The organism is Pseudomonas sp. CFBP 8770, assembly GCF_014841705.1.
In the GTDB taxonomy this organism is placed as follows: Bacteria; Pseudomonadota; Gammaproteobacteria; order Pseudomonadales; family Pseudomonadaceae; genus Aquipseudomonas.
Genome location: NZ_JACYUL010000011.1, coordinates 1 through 20,158, shown reverse-complemented (window position 1 = coordinate 20,158; position 20,158 = coordinate 1). Strand labels below are relative to the sequence as shown.

At 53.4% G+C, this 20,158-nt stretch carries 18 protein-coding genes and 3 pseudogenes; 11 read left to right on the top strand and 10 right to left on the bottom strand.

The genetic code is table 11. From position 1 onward, the window contains the following. The first annotated feature begins 1,078 nt into the window (after positions 1 to 1,078). On the top strand, positions 1,079 to 2,359 hold the full coding sequence (locus IFT98_RS20050) for a tyrosine-type recombinase/integrase (protein WP_192047038.1): 1,281 nt from the start codon (positions 1,079 to 1,081) through the stop codon (positions 2,357 to 2,359). 71 nt (positions 2,360 to 2,430) lie between these two features. On the opposite strand, the gene IFT98_RS20045 is transcribed toward IFT98_RS20050, so the two are convergent. Beyond that, positions 2,431 to 3,498, bottom strand: a complete 1,068-nt coding sequence (locus IFT98_RS20045) for a UvrD-helicase domain-containing protein (protein WP_192047037.1) — start codon at positions 3,496 to 3,498, stop codon at positions 2,431 to 2,433. Then, positions 3,491 to 5,104 carry an ATP-dependent nuclease gene (locus tag IFT98_RS20040; protein ID WP_244650786.1) on the bottom strand — a complete coding sequence of 538 codons (1,614 nt, stop codon included), beginning with the start codon at positions 5,102 to 5,104 and terminating at the stop codon, positions 3,491 to 3,493. The genes IFT98_RS20045 and IFT98_RS20040 overlap by 8 nt, the downstream gene beginning before the upstream one ends. Before the next feature lie 261 nt (positions 5,105 to 5,365). Between IFT98_RS20040 and IFT98_RS20035 the strand changes: the two genes are divergently transcribed. After that, positions 5,366 to 5,593, top strand: coding sequence for a hypothetical protein (locus IFT98_RS20035; RefSeq protein WP_244650785.1), 228 nt, complete (start codon positions 5,366 to 5,368; stop codon positions 5,591 to 5,593). A gap of 1,545 nt (positions 5,594 to 7,138) precedes the next feature. On the opposite strand, the gene IFT98_RS20030 is transcribed toward IFT98_RS20035, so the two are convergent. Together IFT98_RS20030 and IFT98_RS20025 are read right to left on the bottom strand one after the other, a co-directional pair. Beyond that, positions 7,139 to 8,038, bottom strand: a complete 900-nt coding sequence (locus IFT98_RS20030; protein WP_192047035.1) for a TIR domain-containing protein — start codon at positions 8,036 to 8,038, stop codon at positions 7,139 to 7,141. Further along, entirely contained in the window at positions 8,035 to 8,313 is a 279-nt protein-coding gene (locus tag IFT98_RS20025; protein WP_192047034.1) for a hypothetical protein, read from the bottom strand. The genes IFT98_RS20030 and IFT98_RS20025 overlap by 4 nt, the downstream gene beginning before the upstream one ends. Before the next feature lie 278 nt (positions 8,314 to 8,591). On the opposite strand from IFT98_RS20025, the pseudogene IFT98_RS20020 reads away from it, so the two are divergent. The 3 genes and pseudogenes from IFT98_RS20020 to IFT98_RS20010 all read left to right on the top strand — a co-directional run. Beyond that, positions 8,592 to 8,939 (top strand): annotated as a pseudogene (locus tag IFT98_RS20020) (hypothetical protein); the annotation flags it as partial. 434 nt (positions 8,940 to 9,373) lie between these two features. After that, positions 9,374 to 10,735: a J domain-containing protein gene (locus tag IFT98_RS20015; protein ID WP_244650781.1), complete on the top strand. Its 1,362-nt coding sequence runs from the start codon at positions 9,374 to 9,376 to the stop codon at positions 10,733 to 10,735. Between the two features lie 233 nt (positions 10,736 to 10,968). After that, complete coding sequence (locus IFT98_RS20010; protein ID WP_192047032.1) at positions 10,969 to 11,820, top strand: hypothetical protein; 852 nt, start codon at positions 10,969 to 10,971, stop codon at positions 11,818 to 11,820. Positions 11,821 to 12,008: 188 nt separating this feature from the next. Here IFT98_RS20010 and IFT98_RS20005 read toward each other — a convergent pair whose 3' ends face one another. The 3 genes from IFT98_RS20005 to IFT98_RS19995 all read right to left on the bottom strand — a co-directional run bounded on the left by IFT98_RS20005 (position 12,009) and on the right by IFT98_RS19995 (position 14,817). Then, positions 12,009 to 12,659 (bottom strand): hypothetical protein, encoded by a 651-nt coding sequence (locus IFT98_RS20005; protein WP_192047031.1) that lies wholly within the window; start codon positions 12,657 to 12,659, stop codon positions 12,009 to 12,011. Further along, a complete protein-coding gene (locus tag IFT98_RS20000) occupies positions 12,656 to 13,348 on the bottom strand; it encodes a hypothetical protein (protein ID WP_192047030.1) in 693 nt (230 codons plus the stop codon). Before IFT98_RS20000 ends, IFT98_RS20005 begins: the two co-directional genes overlap by 4 nt. A 1,214-nt stretch (positions 13,349 to 14,562) precedes the next feature. Further along, positions 14,563 to 14,817, bottom strand: a complete 255-nt coding sequence (locus IFT98_RS19995; RefSeq protein ID WP_192047029.1) for a hypothetical protein — start codon at positions 14,815 to 14,817, stop codon at positions 14,563 to 14,565. A 117-nt stretch (positions 14,818 to 14,934) separates the two neighbouring features. Between IFT98_RS19995 and IFT98_RS19990 the strand changes: the two genes are divergently transcribed. Then, positions 14,935 to 15,285: a DUF7693 family protein gene (locus IFT98_RS19990; RefSeq protein ID WP_244650779.1), complete on the top strand. Its 351-nt coding sequence runs from the start codon at positions 14,935 to 14,937 to the stop codon at positions 15,283 to 15,285. A gap of 613 nt (positions 15,286 to 15,898) precedes the next feature. On the opposite strand, the gene IFT98_RS19985 is transcribed toward IFT98_RS19990, so the two are convergent. Beyond that, the gene (locus IFT98_RS19985) at positions 15,899 to 16,360 is read right to left on the bottom strand and encodes a hypothetical protein (RefSeq protein ID WP_192047028.1); all 462 of its coding nucleotides are present in this window, start codon (positions 16,358 to 16,360) and stop codon (positions 15,899 to 15,901) included. A 79-nt stretch (positions 16,361 to 16,439) separates the two neighbouring features. Between IFT98_RS19985 and IFT98_RS21275 the strand changes: the two are divergent. After that, a pseudogene (locus tag IFT98_RS21275) lies at positions 16,440 to 16,556 on the top strand (LysR family transcriptional regulator); the annotation flags it as partial. A gap of 182 nt (positions 16,557 to 16,738) precedes the next feature. Here IFT98_RS21275 and IFT98_RS19980 read toward each other — a convergent pair. Further along, positions 16,739 to 17,194, bottom strand: a complete 456-nt coding sequence (locus IFT98_RS19980; protein ID WP_192047027.1) for a helix-turn-helix domain-containing protein — start codon at positions 17,192 to 17,194, stop codon at positions 16,739 to 16,741. Between the two features lie 158 nt (positions 17,195 to 17,352). Between IFT98_RS19980 and IFT98_RS19975 the strand changes: the two genes are divergently transcribed. Beyond that, positions 17,353 to 17,748 carry a DUF6957 family protein gene (locus IFT98_RS19975; RefSeq protein ID WP_192047026.1) on the top strand — a complete coding sequence of 132 codons (396 nt, stop codon included), beginning with the start codon at positions 17,353 to 17,355 and terminating at the stop codon, positions 17,746 to 17,748. A 26-nt stretch (positions 17,749 to 17,774) separates the two neighbouring features. Here the strand turns inward: IFT98_RS19975 and IFT98_RS21025 are convergent. Next, positions 17,775 to 17,987 (bottom strand): annotated as a pseudogene (locus IFT98_RS21025) (hypothetical protein); the annotation flags it as partial. Between the two features lie 139 nt (positions 17,988 to 18,126). Here IFT98_RS21025 and IFT98_RS19970 point away from each other — a divergent pair. From IFT98_RS19970 to IFT98_RS19955, 3 genes are all read left to right on the top strand, one after another. Further along, entirely contained in the window at positions 18,127 to 18,942 is an 816-nt protein-coding gene (locus tag IFT98_RS19970) for an inositol monophosphatase family protein (protein ID WP_192047025.1), read from the top strand. 260 nt (positions 18,943 to 19,202) lie between these two features. Beyond that, positions 19,203 to 19,877: a Y-family DNA polymerase gene (locus IFT98_RS19960; protein WP_244650777.1), complete on the top strand. Its 675-nt coding sequence runs from the start codon at positions 19,203 to 19,205 to the stop codon at positions 19,875 to 19,877. Then, positions 19,805 to 20,104 (top strand): DinB/UmuC family translesion DNA polymerase, encoded by a 300-nt coding sequence (locus IFT98_RS19955; protein WP_192047024.1) that lies wholly within the window; start codon positions 19,805 to 19,807, stop codon positions 20,102 to 20,104. Before IFT98_RS19960 ends, IFT98_RS19955 begins: the two co-directional genes overlap by 73 nt. Positions 20,105 to 20,158: the final 54 nt, after the last annotated feature.

Sequence of the window (20,158 nt, the reverse complement as noted above, 5' to 3'; positions counted from 1 at the left end):
CACAGCCCCGGTGGGAACCGTATGACCCCCAAGCCAATGTCGATAGAAAACTGTCAACCGAGAGTGCTAAGAACCACCGGCCCCGTTGAGGCCCCTGTAATCCCTGGCCAGGCTCGGCTGAGAGTCTCTGATTCAACTCAACCGTAAAGCCCCAGCACCGTACTTGGCGGCGCCTGAGAGGCTTGGACGCAGGCTGAAGAGTCATGAGATTGCGAGTCCTGCTGATAAACAATGAATGGAAATTCCGATCTCGAATCCCTTCACAAACGCCGTGAAACCCGATAAAACCGGGCATCAGAGGATTTTCTAAGAAACAGGTGGACATTCCAGAGTGTTTTTCCACTTAAAGATTTAAATGGAAAAACCGCAGCGGATCGCTTGCTGAGAGTTAAGGCGCTCGGTTGGTCGTCGCGAGTGACTGCACGCTTCAAGTAAAGGTTTGGTGCGAGCCCGCCGTTGAGGCGTTGTGTGGCTTTACCCTGAGCAGTCCATGTGTCCCAGAGCGCTCCCAGTTGCGAATTACTTAGCAATTGCGATTCGTCCTGAACAGAAACCCTAGACCCATCAACCACAACAAGCCGTCCATGAAAGCGCAACCTGGGCCGGGAAAAACCTTTCCCAAGAACGCCAATTCGGATTCCTAACGACCTCCGATACAAACCCCTAAACCTAAGTGTTAACGTTGATCGGCAATACTCTTATAAAGGGCAATCAAGCTACCTGGCCGGCTATGCCAAGAAACCCAAAAAGTACCTTGGCAATTTATGGCAAAATAAATAGCGCCTACGCGCCCCCACGGAAATGTTTAACTGAAAAATGAATGGAAAAACCAATGGGAGTACCCTTAGTTTATGCCGCAGGGTGTTGTCAAGCTAACTGCGAAAATTTAAACGTTAACCAGGGGTAGTTGCAACACTGTTCGCTGAGGGCTACCATCGACAATCGTCAACGAATTGGGCAGAGGGGGATGAATGAAATGCACACAATCAAAATGCAATAAGCCGAGCGGCTACCCTGTCCAACTTCCAGTAACTCCCAGAACTGGAAATCTAGCTTCCTTGAATACGGTACCTTTTATATGACTTGTGAACCTAAGCCGCTCTTCGAAACCTTCGAGTCATTTGTTGATCAAGATTTCTTGTGTGCCGGGTCATCTGTTAATTACGTTCAAGATTATATTAACGCTTTCCCGGCCGAGCTCAGGGCTGGGGCCGGCTATGAGGCGGTTAGATCCTTCTTGCGCGCTTATGATCAAAGCGAACAAACCTATACCTCCTATAGAACTCATGTGGAACGGCTTCTGCTATGGGCTACTATTGTTCAGAAAAAATCAATATTTGAACTGCGCCGCCAGGATGCCGAGGCTTACCTGAGTTTTTGCCGAAATCCGCCAATAAATTGGGTTGGATCGGTCACTCGTAGCCGGTTTGTTCCGAATAAAGATGCTGAGACCGCGATCGACTTCCCTCTGGTGCCCAATGAGAAATGGAAACCGTTTAGCCAAAAGCGCCCGAAAAATCCGGCATTTTCAAATGTAGACTTACCATACTCAGCTTCGACCGGAACGATGAACCAAGTGTTTTCGGTATGTAGCAGCTTTTATGAGTTCTTGGCTGAAGGTTGTCTTGTCAGTCTCAACCCATTCAGGATGGTAAAGAACAAGCAGCACTACACAGGCAACGCTGGTGGTGATATCCAAAACCGGGCACTTACACCTCTGCAGTGGGACTATGTTCTTGAGACCGCTGAGGAAATGGCTTCGCTCGAACCGTCGAAGCATCGACGCACTCTCTTCGTGCTATCGACCCTTTTCGCAATGTACCTACGAATATCTGACCTCGTTGGAAGGGCTAATTGGCAGCCAACCATGGGAGATTTTCGCCAAGACCCAGAAGGTAACTGGTGGTATCACGTCATTGGTAAAGGGGATAAGGTCGGCAAGATTGCGGTGCGGAATGAGTACATTGATCAATATTTAAAGCGCTATCGAGTGTTCCTTGGACTATCTGAATTACCCTCTGAAAATGAGAGAACTCCTTTACTGTGTACTCTAGACGGCCGGGCAGGACTTTCAGGCAGGCAGGTTCGCACCCTCCTCCAATCTGTCTTTGATAATGCGCTGGCCAAGATGAAGACTGAAGGTCGGGAAGGTTATGAAACAAATAGCTTGCGGGCAGCGTCTGCGCACTGGCTTAGGCATACTTCAGCGACTTTCGATGCTCCTTTCCGAAAAGCAAAAGATCTGCAGCTGGATCTTCGGCATAGTAATTTGAGCACGACCCAAGATACCTACTATCACTCCCATGACCAAGAGCGGGTATATTCCATCAAGCGTCTGGGCATGAGAGATCGTGGATGACCCGACTGCGATGCCAACCTTCAGGGCGAGATAATATTACCCTGCAGGCGCTTTCGACGCTGGGAACTTCGCTAGGGAACCCACACCGGCAACCCCGATCCGCCCGGCTTGTCGATCACAATCGCCAGACTTTGCTTCGCTCTTGTCACCGCCACATAGAAAGCTGCCGCGGACGTCGACTCCAGATACGTGGTGCTCCTGATGAAAGCTTCGATTGGCGCCGTGGGGATAATCAGCACACGTTCGAAGGTGGCTCCTTTTGATACCTTGAAATTCAAGAACTCCATGGGGAATGCTTTACCCGAGGCTTTCGTATTTCGCAGGCACTGCGGCTGAAAACGTTCGACGTACTCTGGTACGTGCTTGGTGTGCACCAGGAACACCCCGTCGTGTTCGGACACGACATGGTTTTCGGAGGTTGTTTTTGGGAACGCCCAGGTTTGGTCAAAGATCGTGTCCGAAAATGTAGCAATCTCTGTGCGGCAACGGTAAGTCTTTGTGGCGTAGTGAATGCTCAGGAGTCCTTCCTTTTCGCGCTGGAGAAACCAGTCGAGCGCCTCCGCGTAGCCATACTTTTTGTTCTTCGAGCTCCGGGGGTTTGTAGACAGCACAGCCTGGCGCACATCCCCTACCATGCGCACATCGATGCGCGACTTCAGTAACTCATGGACGATTTCCCAATCGTGGGCACTGAGGTCTTGTACTTCATCGATCAATATTTCATCGAAGAGGCACTCCAACCTGCGCAGCAACGCAGGTGTCTCGTTCATCAGCTCCCTTGCGAGCCGGCCGAGCTCGCAGGCATAGAGTTGGTTAGCACCGTCCATGAACCGATGCCGGGCCTTAGCGAATAGCCCAGGCCGGCCGTCGAAGTTGAACCCCCCTACCCGCTCTCCTGGAAACTTGAACGGCAAGAAAGGCTTCGCAAAATGTCGCAGCAGGAATGTGTACCAGCCCATCACCTCGAGGTCGTGGCGATCACCGACCTGTGCCCCCACTCGATGTAGAAGCTCCTGTTGGTTGGTTTGGGTGAACGTGACAATCGCCACACGCCGCTCTGCAGGCAGAGTCTTGCAGTGCTCGACTAATCCTTGAGTCTTCCGGCCGCCGGCAACGGCCAGGGTAAGATGATTAGGCATGGTGAATAAACTCTGCCGCAGCCTTCATGTAGGCTGGTGGAGTCAGAGCTTTCTTGGATTCCGCGAGCCGCAACGCCCCTTCTGTTTTCTCGCGCGCCATCCATGTCTTCAGTACTGCCGTCTCGGTAATCTCGAGCATTTCCCGTAGGTGAGCTTCGCCGTTGGCTGTGATCAACTGCGGTTCAAGTGTATAGCCGTCGTCCACCGGCCCAATGAATAGATCTCGAATTGACCCATCAAGCCATTTATCAACGGTTTCACGAAGCTCCACCGGTTTGAAACCATCGTTGTCCCGCATCACGGCCACTGGCTTGCTGATTGCCGCACAAAGCTCCAGGCACCGAGCGAGTGCCAAGCCGCGCATGCTGATGACATCGATACCGTCGGACATTGGCGTGCGACCGAAACAGTCCTTATAGACACGTTCGAAGATGATTTCATCAGACGGCCCTTCGACCAGGACGACTTTCTTGGCCAATACCATCCGGAGCGTGTCGTAGCCAGGCAGTCGCTGAAAGTAGCTGACCGTCGAAGGTTCAAGCTCCGTGATTTTGGAAGCGCTGCTGCGGTGTAACAGGAGCAGAGAACCTAGCCCTAGCCTATTCAGCACGTAGGTGCTGTGCGTCGAGATGAACAGCTGTTGCTCGTCTGTCGCAAGGGTCTCGATGCGATTGAGTAAGGTCGTGAGGCTAGTGTGAGATAGATGGTTCTCCGGCTCCTCGATCATCACGATTTTTACTTTTGAAGCGTGACGCTTCATCGCAAGTGAGATTTTTATTGCAGCCTGCTGACCGTAGCCAGCCATTGTGAACGGAAGGCCGTCCACATGTGGGGTGATCACGCTTTCCCAAGACGTTCGTGACGTCTGATCCATCGCGAGCGCCATCGGTTCTTCCAGAAGCGCGGCGCCTAGCGTGGCCAGCCGCCCATTGACCGGCGCCAAGGCTCCACCTGTCATCGTCGCTTTGATATCGCGAAAGCCCAAAGAGATAGCTGCCTTCTCCGGCGGTTCCAAGTGGTCGCTTAGAATCTGGCGCAGGTGGTAGTCGACACCTGCAGCAGACCTGACGGTACGCGAATCAATTGTGGCTACCGACAACGAGCGAGGCCGTTTGGTGAGCTCTTTGTCAGCAAACGATCGCCATTCGCAGGTGTAGTACTCGACCGGAAGCAGCTCTGACGGATTTCTAAGCCACTCGTCTAGTTCGTCCCGGTATTCCTCATTAGGAAAAATCGCCAGCGACACACCTGGGCAAGCGTTGGTGGGAACGTCAGCGTTGACCGCTCCGAGCAGGCCAGCTAACTCTGCTTCATCCTGCAGATAGATCTCGATGAGAATTTGGGGCAAGGCCGCTCTCTCACCGGACTTGCGGCGCGCTAGGAAATCGGCAACGACCTCAGTGTTGAACCAGTAAGGGTTGAGTTCTTCAAGTACCCCTCGCCCGCCTGTACGACCATTGAGGGCTAGCGAGATAGCTTCCAGCAACGTCGATTTACCGGCATCGTTGTTGCCCACAAGGATGTTGAGTCCTGGGTTCGGCTGCAGCACGAAATCCTTGTAGATGCGGTAGCCACGGATACGTATTTTGGTGATCAAGATCGGCATTCCTTTGTCGAGTTCTGCGGGCGGCTGCCGTAGCGGCATCATGGTGCGATGCTACAAGTGCTAGGACAAGATTGTCGATACGGCCTTTTTGCGGACAAGGAAGCTGCCGGGCTCGGGGGTCACCCCCCCGACAGCTCCGTCGTACCTAAGCGGGGTCGAGCGTTGACGCGATACTGGGGAATCCATGTGGCCGTGCCGGTGAGGTAAGCTACGGGTATCAGATGTTTCCATGCGCTTCGGCGAATTTCTTCAGGAGGTGTCATGCATTGGCTACGCGGGATGTGGGTACGTCTTTTTCCCGACGTGAGGCCGGAGAGCGAGCTACGCAGAGAAAACGAATTTATACAGGCGGCTAACAAGCTCAAGACATTGCGTGTAACCGATCGCGGCGGCATGTCGATTGACCCAGAGGAGCTTCGAGATCAAATCATCGCTGCGCGCGAGGAGTACAAGACCTTGGTGCATCGATCGGAGAAGTCGCCCCGCTAGGGCCATTTGATGGTCTCGTTCTTGCCTATCTGGAATTCGCGCCTTCAAGAGCTGCAATGATCGACGAATTGTATTCGTGAAAAATCTTTGTTTTGAGCCTCAAGCTTCTCGATTTTCTTCCGTTTAGTTAACTACAAGGTAGATAATTTAACGGGGTGCGCCAACAGTGGATACAGAACTCGAACCTAATAAATTCTTTGTGCTCCGGAATGGGCCATGCGAAACGTCGTTTGCTACCTTTACCCATCCAGGGTGGGTTGAAACTGATCCCATAGAAGATGACAACAGCTACGCCATCATGATGGACAGAGAGGTGGGTAACGTCGTATCTATGAAAGTTAACGGTATACGGCTCAGGTTTACGCAGGCTCAAGCGATGGCGCTCGCTGAGAAGCTTATGGAAGTCTCCGGTTATTATGGGAATTGACTCGCAGGCACAAGTGGCACGCCCCAGGGGGCCGGCTGTCGTAAACCAAGCCGCGAAGCGTCTTGGCCCGTAGGGCTTCCATCCTCGTGCCTACGGCCCTTGGCCTGCGCGCTCCGCTTGCACAGCCACTGTTCCTTTTAAGGAGTACCGCACCTACCCGGCTACTCGGCTAACCACTATGCCGACCAGGAGTGTCCCCAACCGAACCGGCCACTCGGCAGCGACCTTCGCCCCGCGATTACTGGATCGGATTACTCCACCACAAAAGCTGTAGGCTCACGGCTAGGAACTGCGTCAATGCACGGCGTCTAGAATCTTCGAAGGTGGAATATGCGCTGATTGAACGCGATGCTAAATGAGCTCTTCATGGACAGAAGGCCGGAGAGCGATATACGCCGGGGAAAAGGATTTCATCCAGGCAACTAAATAGCTCAGGACATTGCGGGTGACCGATCATGGCGGCATGTCGACAGACTCTGATGAGTTTCGAGATCAGATCATCGCCGCCCGGGAGGAGTACAAGGATTTGGTGCGTAGGCTTCATCAGTAGCTTCTACCTTTTCGCCACGGAGGGCTGAGCGCTCAGTGCTTCAAACGCCCCGGCCCGAACCATCCGCACGGATTCTCGATGCAGTCTATCGAAGCTTTGAGCTCATCTTCGATGTCTTTGAATACCTGATCCAAGCCTGGATGAGAGCCAGAATCTCGTAGTGTGCTGATAAGACTGAAGAGTTCAAGACCTTCCGCCAGCGGCATCCGGACGTCGCAGTACACTGTGTCGTCATCATCTTGTATGCCCATACCGATTCTCAGCATCAATTAGTTTAGACCTGCAGATTACTACTTGTGCCTGCCCTTATTGGGGCCGGCTGTCGTAAACCAAGCCGCAGGCGCCTTCGCCCTTCTGGCTTCCATCCTCGCGTCCAGCGCTCCGTTTGCAGGGGTACCCTGCAAAGCCCGTGGTAACCGATACGTTCAGAACACCAACACTCGACGGGGCGCTCTCAGGCGAAAATCCAGACAAATGGCCACAAACTTAGCAGTGATCTTCTACCATAACCTCGAACATTTTCCGCCCAACAGGTACATGGATCAAAGTCGTTTCACAGTCCATAGGATTAGGAATATAGCTTTGAAGCATCAAAGTCTAGCCCGGCCTCTTTCATCTCCCGCACCAGTCGCATCTGCCATCCATCATGAGGGTCGAGCTCCGTATAGACCACACCAAAAAGATCTGATGGGATTTCAACATCACCTTTTCTAAGCAAGCAAACCCGACCCCTCCCAAGCTTTCCTGCGAAATATCCCAGCTCAAAAATTACATTCTGGCGAGCTCTTGCCGCAGGAGCGTCAACCTTCGCCGACGCACCGACATCGTCAGGAGTCAGCAGGACGACTGCATATCCCACCTCAGCAGCCTGCTCAAATTTCTCTATGATCGTCCTGCCGCGGTCTGGTTGTTCCTGCAGCACGATTGACTCCAGCCCAAGTCGATCCAAAAATCTTGCCAGCATGTGCCGGGCCCCCTCATCGTGCCCGTGAACAATGAAGACCCTGTTCGATGGCGTCAAAGAATTTGTGGATGCGGCGTCCCCTATTTTGATATGAGCTTTGTAATCTCGGGCGAAAGGAATCAGTACTTGAGAAACGAAGGCATGAAAGCCTGCAATTACTTTCCTGCTGCCGGTGCTGAAATAGTGATATCCAAAGTTAAGCGCATAGCTCGGCTCTGCTGCGAGCTTGTGAATAAGCAGTATCGTAAGGCCTAGCCTGACTGAGTCATCCTCGGGCCAAGCTAAGCTGTGGCTGCCGGCAAAGCTCCCGCCAGTATCAGCGCTTTCGAACAAAAACACCTCTAGATTGGCGCTATCGGTCAGCTTACGGTTCACCGCTTCAAGCTCTTGACTGGCTAGCAATCGCCCGAGTTTTTTAAGAGGTACTTCAAATGTCTGTTGTTGCGAGTTCTGAAGGTCGAGGATGCAGCTATTGATTTGCGTAAAAATATCGGGCGAATTCATTCACTGTCCCCCACCAACCGTTTCTCAGCCGCTTCGTTAAGAATATGAGTTCGATAGTACTCCTTCATTTCCTCAATTAGAGGTCGAATTACCGGATTGGATTCATACCCACCTACACGGTCATCAATGGTTTTGTGGACGAGTTGTATCGCTTGCTCGATGCTGCCAGGATCGTACGGGTCGAAATTGACAGTGCACAGCTTGCCGCTCAACTCATTGAGCGCGACTTCCGCGTCTTTCAAATCACGTTGAAGCTGTTTCAGGCCTTTGATCACAATGCTCTCCCTTGCAGACCGGTCAGACCGTGTACTCAGTGTTTTGGTGGGCGTCCTGGATGCAGTACAGGCCGGGTAGATCATCAGCTCATTGCACCCAGAGCTGCGCTCTGAGTGGCACATCTTATCCAACGACTATAGACGAAGCACTGTTGATTCGTCCAACATTCAAGAATGCCGTTCGAAAGAGATATCCTGATTCTCAAACTGTTGCTGTTTTATCAATGCTTGCTCAAAAATCTATCTGCGCCCAACCGTTTCGACCGAGCTTGAATGCCATCCAGGGAGCTTGCCATGATTCTGACCCCCTAGACTTTGACCTCAAGCACGTGTTTCACGTGAATTACATCACAGGTAAGGCTGCCATCAATTTCCCCCATCCGCGCAGCACCACGAGTGGGTGGCATTTCCTTTCCTATTTTGATCGGGAGAGGGGCGTGGCAAAAGTGTCATTGGCAGGCATCCATTATCCTGACACCACAAGATACTTCGGCAACCTTGGCATTATCGGAGTCACAAACCAGCCAGGTGAGCGTAGCTGGACAGTTCAAGACCGGCGTCTGTTTATGGCTGACCACTCCAGGGCTGCTGCGGACACGATTGTGAAATGGGCACAGGACGACAGCATGTAGTGCAATGTCGAAAGTCATCTTGCCGCAGCAATTGGCAGAACTGAGCTTTTTGTGAAGCTCCACCAAATGCGCAATCTCCCTTTTGTGGGGCGGCAATTTTCTAACCCGTGGCAAACCTTGGCTTTCAAATCACCCCACCGAATTTGAGCGGTTGATCAGTCACAAGATCCTTAGGCAAAAACGTGAGCCAACATCGCGGGTGGTGATCCACGATATGGGGCTAAGGGCTTCGACCTCCTACGCCCACAAGACAGGAGCGCTGTAGCACTCTCGCTAAGATTCGTCTCATAGACGACATGGGTGGCGTATGGCTATTATCCGGTATCCGGCGGTTTTTGCGCCAATACTCCGAGTGGCAGACTTTCCACCACCACCCTCCGCCTGCTAAGCAATCAGTCGTGCCGTGAACGGTCTGACAAGGAAGTTTGATGAAACACGATCCATTGGGGTATTACGCCATCCTTGAGCTGCCCCCGGGCGCATCTGAACAGGATATCAAGACCTCCTATCGGCGCAGGGCGATGGCTCTACATCCAGATAGGAATCAAAATCTGGACACAACGGAGCAATTTAAGGCGCTCAATGAGGCCTTTGAAGTGCTATCCGATCCTATCGCCCGTGCGGCATACGATAACCATAACGCACCCGAGGCGGCGTCCGAGCAGCCCGATGAGCCACCGCCGGAACCGATAAAATGTTCAAGCTGTGGCAAAGTCTCCGCTCAGCCACGGCTGGCCGTCTATCGATCTGTTAAAAGCTTTCTTCTGGTGACACTGCGCAAGCCAATTGCGGGTGTATTCTGCAGTGAATGCGCCCATAAAAAGTCGTTGAAGGCCTCTGCAACGACTTGGCTGCTCGGATGGTGGGGCTTCCCTTGGGGGCCGGTTTACACAGTCCAAGCACTGCTGCACAACATGTTCGGTGGAACCCATCCTCCCCTCGAAAATACTCGGCTGCTGGCTTATCAAGCTTACTGTTTTTACACGATGGGACGTCGTGAGATCGCATTCGCAATCGCCACAGATGCGCTGAAGTTTTGTGAGAAAATTCGCCCGACATCTCGTCAAACAGCGCTAATGAATGAGCGCGATGACCTGGCAAAAAGGCTCAAAGCTTTCCTGGATGCGGAGCGTCCCGGCGATTCCTTCGTGAAGCTGAAGAATTCTTGGAGGTTTACAAATGAGCTGTTCCCCTTTCATCTCGGTGCGATTGCAGTCGCTGGATTCGCTATCGCATTGGCGGTAGTCAACGTCTCATCTCATCGCTCCCCGCCGCCTAAGGAGCCGATGCCGTATTCCGCTGAGCCCATCGCAGAAGATGCGCCGAAGACCTTGCCTGCTCAGGCCAAAGCTGAGCAGGTGGCTCAACAACCTGTGTACGTACGGCCTAAGAATGCTCCCAATGGAAAACCGTGGCCAGTAACGGCTGGCTACCTCAAGGGCGTCCCGCAAGCCCGGACAGCTGGCCGTTCTGAGGTCACCGTCGACAACAGCCAGAATAGCTCGGACGTTTTCGTGAAGCTCGTTTCGCTTTCTGGGAATGTGGCAAGGCCAGCGCGCCAGATCTTTATCCCCGCACACGGCAAATTCACGATGAAGAGTCTGGAGCAAGGCCCGTACGATGTTCGGTACCAAGACTTGCTCTCGGGTGGGCGCTCACGCTCCGAGGCTATGACTCTCACCGAGACCGCTAGCTCACTAGGCATCGAGTACAGCACGATCACGCTTACACTTTATAAGGTAAGGAACGGCAACATGGCCACGTACAATATCTCCGAGGACGAGTTCTAGTGTTTAGATCGATGAGGTCTCTGGCGTGGCCGTGGGAATTACTACAAGGATGTTCCGAGAAACGGGTAAATGTCGACTGCAATGTTATTAATCAGAGGGAGGGAGCTATGTCGTTGCGGTACCGTAAGCGGATAACGATTGTGAGCGGTTTATACCTGTTCGTATCAAGCGACTGCTTATGTCCAACATTCAAGATCTCGGGAAATGTAGTCAGAAACCTTAATCGACGAGGGATGGAGCCGGATGAGATCACCGTCCGAGATCTCCAGGACATTATCAATTACATCGTCAAACTGCGAATCGCACTCCGTGGTGAGCTCACTCAGCGTCAAGGTAACATTAGCTTGCTGCGCAAGCGTTCGGAGTGGCTGCGGCCAATTCTCACCGTTCTACTTCAGCGAAAAGCTAAAGCGCGACTCGACCATAGACTAGCTCAGGAGCTTATCGAGATCAAAAAACTCCAGGCCAAGATTTGCATCCATGAGCTGCGACTAGAGTGGTCATTGCCCCCAGGGGTGAAGCAGACGTATGACACCTTGCTGAAGACCTTTCGTGACGTTGCGCTCAGCGAGATGATCTGGAACATCACCAACTCCAGCCCCGTCGATCAACTCAAAGAACGCTCCAACGCACAGAATGCAGTGGAACGTTCTCCAGTACGTTTTGAGATGGCCAAGCCCTGTTTCCTTTACCGCGATGATGATCCCTACTCTACGGTTCCTCAGCTTCCAACGGGTAATGGTGAAGCGCTCTACCTTTTCCCAGGAATTTTGGTGCTCGAAGGAATGGCTGGCCTCAAGGTTCTGTCGCTCAAAGACTTCACCATTGCAACGGGTACGTCACGCTTCGTTGAGACCCTTGCAGTACCTCGCGACGCCAGCATTGAGGGATTCAGCTGGCTTAGAGAGAACAACGATGGTTCACCAGATCGGCGTTTTATCGACAATTACCAGATCCCAATAGCCAGGTACGGCAAGCTGCGAATTAAGGGGTGGGACGTGGATGAGCTTTACCACTTTTCCAGTGAAGGTTACAGCCGCGCGTTTGGACAAGCGGTCGAGACCTTTAAACGGTCTGTGGCGTGAGCTGGTCAGCATGCGATGCTGATCCGTAGCTAGGTGCGCTGGGGGGCAGCCAGACTTGGTCTCGTATCATTCCTCCCTATGATTTTATAGCCTACGCCTCCTACACGCAGTCCATACCATCCCGACAATCGCAGCTGCGGTCGATCATGCAGGATCTGAGAAGTCCCGCCCACCTCAGTGTACTTGACCTAGGCAGGCGTTAACGAGAACTGACCTGAGAGACCTTCAACGGTCGAATAACGCACAACGGGTAGATTCCCCAGTACGCGTAGCACCGTCTCACCCATCAGCAATCGTTTCAGGGGCACTACTATAAGATCCTGAACGTCCTTGACGGAGCTTATGTTTGTTAGACGGAGGCTGTAGCACCATTCGTCCGTGGCAGCCCGATGAGTCCATCGAAACAGCACACCATCTTCCAATTCGAGCTGATAGTCTCCGCCAGACTCGATCGGAAACCCCATGTAGGTCTCGCCAAAAACTATAGGGTCGTGCCACCAACCAACGTGAATCAAGGGTTCGAAGTTGTTCAATGCGTCGATCCCGCATCCCATCAGGCTGATCTGCACGAACACGTGGCCAGAGGGCTTCTTTTTTCGGCCCTGTTTCAGCGCGAGCGAGGCTGCAAACTCCGTGTTCAACCAACCCGTATCGTTCTCTTGGTAACTCAGCATCCACTCCCCAGCAGCAGAGTGAATCTGTTTGACGTCAGGCTGCGAAAGCATCTGGCTCACTTGCTCCTTAGTGAGCTTGAGCAAGGCTTCACATTCTGTGGAAACGTTCGATACGAACTTGAAGCTTTCGGCTATGGATGCGCCGAGGTCTGCCGGGTTGGTCATTCGCGTTTCCCCCTGAAGAAAATGGTGGTGCTGTCCTGGTCGATTTTTGGTGGCGCCTGCAGATGGTTGAATCCCTGAAAACCGTCCAACCGCAACAGCTTGAGAAAATGGATGACGTGGACGCTCCATACGCTGACACCGCGGTGAGGGCTAAACCTTAGATCAAGCAAACTCGAGATGATGTTCGGCCATGACCTGCGGATAAGCCTTCCGCACCAGATGTCTGAATCTGATATGGCGTTGATAGCGGAGCTGGTCTCGGGCGCAATAAAAAGATGTATCGCGTGCTTACGCTGCTCGTCTGACAGGAATTCGTTCCACTGTCGATGGAGTTGATCCTGCCCACTTAGCGGCGCATTCCATTTGAACTCAATCAGAATGATCCTGCGAGTGCCGCAAACCCACTCAAGCTCGACGAGTAAGTCAGGTTCGACGGTACAACGTGGCCAAAAATGCATTTGAACGTCTTTCACTAACGTACCGGGGAATGGGAGTGAAGCATCGGACTGGTTCGATTCGAGGACGGTGCGCCACACCAATGCTTGAGCTTCAGCTGCTAGATACTCAAGTGGGCCCATAATCAGCGCAGTGATCTCGTCTTCTTCAGATACTTTGCGCTCACCAGGCTCACGGTGACCTTGATAGCGTTCGTAGAGTCGGCTTTTACGCCGAGAAAATGCTTGGAGCATCTGATTGTCCTTGCGTTGATTATTCTTGGTGATAGCGTGGGCTGTGTGCGGTTCGGATTTCAGCTAGCGATCCTGAGGCTGAGCGTGCAGATTCTTCGCATGATCAACATCGTGAGCGATGATGTGGAGTTAAACGTACCCCACTGGACGATTGATAGCCGTCATAGAAGCGGGCACTTCGCTTGCCCGGGGTAGGTTACCTTGCGACCAGACGATCCCGTGCGCATCTGCCAGATTGGCTTCGTCATAGCCGAAGCTTAAATCAGAGTACCTTCCCGCAGTGAACGAGCAACTATTTACCGCGAGCAGTACGATGCTCCACGACGTGTCGCATTTCTGCCTGCCATTTTTTGAGAAAACTATGCCAGTCGTGCGTGTAGAACCCTTCAGCCGCCCTTGTCGAGCCAATGCTCGCAGCCTAAAATCGAGACCGCTAAGGCTGCGGAATATTCTCAACTCTGACGATGCTGATGGTCGAAGGATGGGGTTCCACTGGTACCTGAACTAGAACCTCCTCCACACCGAGAATGTCCGTTCCCAAAGAGTCATCATCAAGCTCTGCTTGGTGAATATTATCAAGAACTTGGATCAGCTCGAACGCAGCAGTATCAATTGGTGCTAGCGTGGCGAGACGCCACAGCGCCCTCCTCCTATGGGTTTCGCGCTTGTGAATGTCGTTGTTTCCTTCCAGGGCAATGGTTCCTTATTGTTCGAAAGTAGGTGCGAGCTCGCGATAAAGACCCTTAAGCAGCCTCGCATCCAGCACAGCGTAGTGCGGCAGCTCTGGAGTGGTCATGTCGCCTATATCGTCTGCTTCAAGATCCCGAAACAAGCGGGGGTAGATTCGTGGTCTGGTTAATCACATTTGAAGGCCAGCGGTGATCTACGCACGCTAGCTGGCAGAAAAAACTCCAGTGCCTGGCGCGTCCGAGCAGATCTCGAGGTGACCATTGAGGTTGCCCAAGAAGGTTAGTAACGACTCCTAGGATTCGGCCATAGTTTTCCCATGCTCTGGCAGATCCAGTTGTGGCAACACGTTCTCGATGACGAAGTCACTGCAGTCCTCGACTTGATACGTTTCTGTGAGCTCTACGTAGAACTCGTCGCCGGCTTAAGACACCAAGGCAACCGAGATCAGCTTTGTATTTTGGTCAACCTGAGTGAACTCGCAATCTAAGAACAGCTTCGTCGTCACTCCCTGGGGCTGTCTGTGCTCATACTTGGAAGTCGTCGGCCCGGCCCGTGGCCAAGGGGTGAGCGTCATAGGCCTTGTCAGCAAGATCAAGCAGCCTTGCCCAGGCATTCTCGTTTATCGCTTTGATATCCGCGCACGCGTTGACGTAGCCTACTGCGGAAGCAAAACGAAAAACGGCGTCAGCGGCAGTTCCGGCTGAGCTGATCGAGTCTATTCGGATCAAGGCGCGGGTCATTGCGAACTCAGTGCTTCCAAGCGTTTCTAGCGTATCCATGAGGCTCTCCTTGCTGATGGGTTGATGTGGATCATAGCGTTCATTACGGGCAGTGATGGGAAAGCTCGACGAAAACGAGGTATTGGTATGGAGCGAGAGATATACGGAGGGGCTCCAATGGATGAAGCCGAAGGATGGGAAAGGCCTGTGCTCGCGCTTACCGCTAGGGACGTGTGCCAGATACTTCGAGAAGTCGTCTTCGAGCGTCGGACAATTGCCAAGGTCGGCAAGCAGACGTGGGATGAGGTCTATGCCTGTCACTTCATCGTCGATGTGGAAGGTTGGCGCATCACTCTGTACAACGATTGTGATGAGCTCGATTACTGCGAAGAATGTTTCAGCCCCGATGGCAGGCGATGGTCATTCGGCATAGGTGATCGGATGGGTACTGATCCAGTGGCACTGCTCAGCACGTGGGAGCACATTGGAGCGGCTACTGAAAGCGCTGTGAGGCTACTGTCGTTTTAATGCGTGGCCTACGAACAGGCTGTCGCGAGCCCAGCTAGGCGCCTTCGACCTCTGAATTTTTATCCTCACGCCTGCGGCCCGAGGCCTGCGCGCTCAGATTGGCCGCCCAGCGCGACACCACCGATAGCCTAGGTAGTACAAGGCAGCTGTGGGATATTTATCGATGCCTAGCTGGGCAATGGTTACCAATCATGCCTCACGATATCGTCACAAGAGGACGCTTGAGCCATTGCCCGCTTGTCCCAAGCCTTCCAGTTTGCGATGAACCAGTCGTGCTGCAAGCTCCCGTCTTTCGCGAATAAGTCTTTGCCTTGAGCGAGCGTGAGAACGAAGACATGCTTGTCACCAGACGGCGCCGAATATAGGTTACCTTCAACGGCGCATCTCGGCCGTAGTTATCAGAGAAAAAATTATTCAACTCATCGACATACATCGATTGTGCGATCGAGTACGGTTGACCGCCGATGATGTGAACGAATACTGGAAGCAGCTTCTCGTCGCTTAAGAAGCTCGAAACACCGGGTAAGCCAATGGTTTGGCTGATCGCCAGCCTTGCCGATTTGCCAGACGGAATTGTCAGGGAGTGTTTTCATTTATGGCGGAGTCGCTAGGCTCAGGGACAGGTCTTTCCGACCACTTTCGTTACCAGCGCCCCTACCATGCTGCGTGCGAGTGATTCGCGTCCACCAGCAAAATTGAGCACCCGCGTTTCTTGCCATACCGTTCTGGTTTCCTTGTCTCTGCAAACTGCAGAGACAGACTCGTAAAGGTTGTCCACATCGACGTTGACCTCCATGAGTCCAACTACGTTGTCGTTGTACATCACAAGATTCCGCGCTGCGAAATAAGAGATGTCAAGTGATACGGCGTTTGCGCTCACGACGTCCGCAACGTGTTTCGCTGCCCAAAGGAAGCCAGGAGTTGCAATCACAATTACGGTATTAGGAGCGTATGGGTTGTCCTTCCCTGGCAGAGTCCTTGGTGCGTTTGGATCTCTTTGCAATGCCTGTTCAGGCTGCGATGCACAAGCCATTAACCCGAGTGCGGCAACCATAACGAACGCTAACTTGACCATCTTTCATCCCTGGGTGACGTTGACCTATCAACTGGCGCTTAAGCTACCTGATAAGGCAGACGATCCCAAGCAGCGATGTGCTGGCCGAGGTTTTGGATGGGCAGAACTACCCCGCGCGATGCTGGAACGCTTTGGCAAAGATCTTGTGCAACTCGGCATCATCGGGTACCCGTGTAGCGTGAACATTGATGTTGCCTGAGCTCGACGATCCCCACTCGGGCTGGCGGGACAGAGGTTTCTTGATCAGATGCTCATCGGAACGACAAAGTGGATCCAACGGCGCCTGGGAGGATGTGACAGGTCTTTGCCCGCACTCATCAGTCGTACCCATCCCCTTGATACGGAGTGACAAGCTGAATGTATTTGGCCCCCCATCAATCAATCGCTAGCATGCCAAAGACGCCGGACGGTAGTTCTGGGCATTCCTAGCTGCTCGCTAATTTCAGTTTGCGAGAGCCCTGCGCGTTTCAGTTCCTGTACCTGTCGCAGCTTCTCTACCACCGCTGTTGTCTGGGGAGGAACGAGCGATTGAGGCTCACATGGCAGCACCTCGTCCAATATGCCGAGCTGGTTCAACTCGGCAAGCACTTCGTCCAGGGCGGAACGCGCTGTCTTACCTTCATGCGCTGCAGCAACAAGCGTGAGAAACGACAGAGGTCGAAGGCCCAGAGCCTGAGCTAGATCTGCACTGAGATCGACGCTGGCTGAGACCGACGAGGCTTCCAGCCGACTGATGTGACCTTGATCAGCTTTATCCTGAAAATCAGCCTGCGATAAACCACGCCTCACCCTCAGCAACTGCAACGTCGCCGCGTAAGCCTTGCGCAATGACATCAGACCACTCCCTCCCAAAAAGAGGACGGTATGCCGGGTTTGATTGAGGCCAAACAAATGTATATAGTCATGGCAATGGCCGTTTAGCCGTAATCGCTGGCTGATTAGCCACCGGAGGACGTTCCAGTTCTCTCCGCTGTCTTTAGGAGCTGCAATTTATGGGTAATTCCTTTGAGCATGAAGTGCATCGAGAGGGCCAGGCCTCGTCGTTCGGTGCAGACCTGACTCGAGTCGAGATAGAAGCATTGGTGGCCGAGCGATTCCCCCATAAAGCCTACTGCTTGGTTGAAGACTGGCTGATTTTTCACGTTGATGAGTCTCCCGAATCGCTGGCGAAAGTACGAGCAACAGGCTTGGAGCCGATGTTCATGTACGCGCACTGCGTCGTCTATGACGAGCAGGGACGGTTTCCTCCAGGCGGCTGGGTGCGCTCAACCCTGTGCAAATCGTTCGACGGTGTTTGCCTTTTCGAGACGCGAAACACGGTGTACGTGCTTATGGGAAAAGGACGCGAGATGACTGCATCGCTGAAGACAATATTTGGCTTATGTTAATCGCAAGTTCGCTTCGTGGGCCTGCTCTACACGATGTTCAGGATTAGCATGCAAGACCAGGCTGGCCCGGTGCTCTGACCCTGAGAGACCCCGGACACTCCTTTAAGTTTTTCTTCAGCAACCGCAGGCGCTAGTCCTTTGTTGAACTGATGCGGCCGTTGCCAGTTGTACCGCTGCAACAGAAATCGATCAACATCCTGTTCGGCTAAGGCAGCGGTCATGTAGCCCACTGTTGGTAGGGGCCTATGCAGTCCCCCTATTCAGCAATGCCGAACCGCCGCTCTCACCAAGGGCCTCTCTAGCGTTCGCCAAGATGCTACGATGCATAGTTGCGATGCCCCTTCCCTGCGCACTACCTACAAACCTGACGGTACCGCAATGGACATCCCAAACCTTCTGCAGATCCTCCCAGCCATGATCGCCGCCGTCGAACGCGCCGGCGCGCTCCTTGCAGCTGAATGCGTCCGCCCAGACGGCCGACGAGGCTTTGGAGACAAAGCTGATATCGATGTCGAAATTGAGATTCAACTCCGAGCCGAGCTACTGGCCATACTGAATTGCGACTGGTGGGGTGAAGATACTGGACGTGTACTCACGGGAAATCCATGGTGTTGGGTAGTCGACCCCAACGACGGCACAAGCGATTTTTTGAAAGGCCTGAAAGGCTCCGCGGTGTCGGTGGGACTGCTCCATAACAACCGACCGGTGCTCGGGGTCGTATACGCCCCTGTCACGCCTAGCGGCACGCCAGACTTGATCTCGTGGGCAGATGGAATGGATCACCTTATCCGAAACGGCACCAAGGTCGTCGTCGATCTTTCACTACAAATGCTCTCCGCAAAGAGCATGGTTATGGTGAGCGCTGCTGCCGGCGACAGGCCCCAAATAAATCGTGAGTTGTGTGCGCCCGCAGATTTTTATCCGATGCCATCGATTGCTTATCGGTTAGCGCGTGTTTCTGCTGGTGACGGGTTGTGCGGCATCTCACTCTACCCGGTATCATGCGATGCGTTAAGCCTCCTGTGGTACCTGAAAGGCCCGCAGATTAAGCGGGTGTTATCAGCTCAGCTTGTAGCGAGTTATGCAGATGAGTACAAATGTACTCCTTCACCAATCAACCACACCTGCTTGCCGTGCTTCTGGTCACCTGTGTATGCACGTATGCGATCCGCATGGCTGATTGAATCCCGTTAAAGCTCCAAGAATTCAGGGCAGAGATTCCGGGGGCGTCAGTGAGCATGCGCCGCCCGATCTGCCGGGAACATTGGCCCTAGAAGCACCCGGGGGGGGGAACTGGTCGAGTTTGGCCAGATCGCCAGCATACTTCCGAGGTACAACCCCTTAGTAGAAGTGACGTGGTATGGAGTCCAGGACGTCTCGTCGTCCTTCGGATATGACGGGTAGCGATTTTACTATTTGCTGTATATACATCCAGTGTTACAAGAAACGCTTATATGAACCTCATTTTCCTACGTCAAATCACCGAATCCGAGCTGCCTACCCTCCTCCAGGTTCTCTCAGGTCGCGCGTCGGGCGGCTTTCCCAGTCCTGCGGCCGATCACTATGAAGCCCCGATCTCCCTGGACGACTTGGTAGACCTCAGAGCCCCGCAAGTCTGGTTGGGTGAAACTGAAGGCTACAGCATGTCGTCGGCGGGCACGTGTCGAGGTCTACTTAGTCGTGAGAGCTTCGCGGATCTCACTGGCATTGCAGAGCCGCTTGAGGACTTCGCGCGGCAGATCCAGGCACGTGTCCGGAGCTGGACGGGTATGCCAGTGGGCATCAGTATTGGCCACACCAAGACCCTGGCCAAGGCGGCGCAACACGCGAGCAAACTGTACAAGGAACGCCCCGGCGGGGCGGTCGACTTACGCGCAGACCTCGCGGTCGAATGGCTCCTCAAACGGATACCGACGCAAGAAACTTGGGGCGTTGGGCGCCGGATCTCAATGACACTTGGAGCTGATGGGGTTACGACAGCTTGGCAGCCCCCAGACACTGATCCCAAGACGATTCGCCAGCGGTACGGCGTCGTGCTCGAGCGCACCGGTGAGCCGTGCATGAGCAGCAGGAAGCGGAGTCTGACCGACACGCCATCAGCACGTCCCGAATATTTGGTGAGCGTGTGACGAGTCTTGAGGCCATTCGAGAGGCGGTGGTCAGCTACATGCACCGGGCGACCCGGAAGCTTCGCAAGCAACAGTCCCTGACCGCCATGTTCCGGGTTGCTGTGCTCACATCACCGTTTGGCGACGGCCGAAGTACGCGAACTCATGATGTGCTATCCGCCTACCTGACGGATGACGTGCTTCTACTGACCCGCGCCGCGATGGAGGGGTTTGTAGTGGTCAACTGATCCCGGACACGACGTTAAGTTTTTTCTCGGCCTGAGCCGGTGGCAGCCCACCAT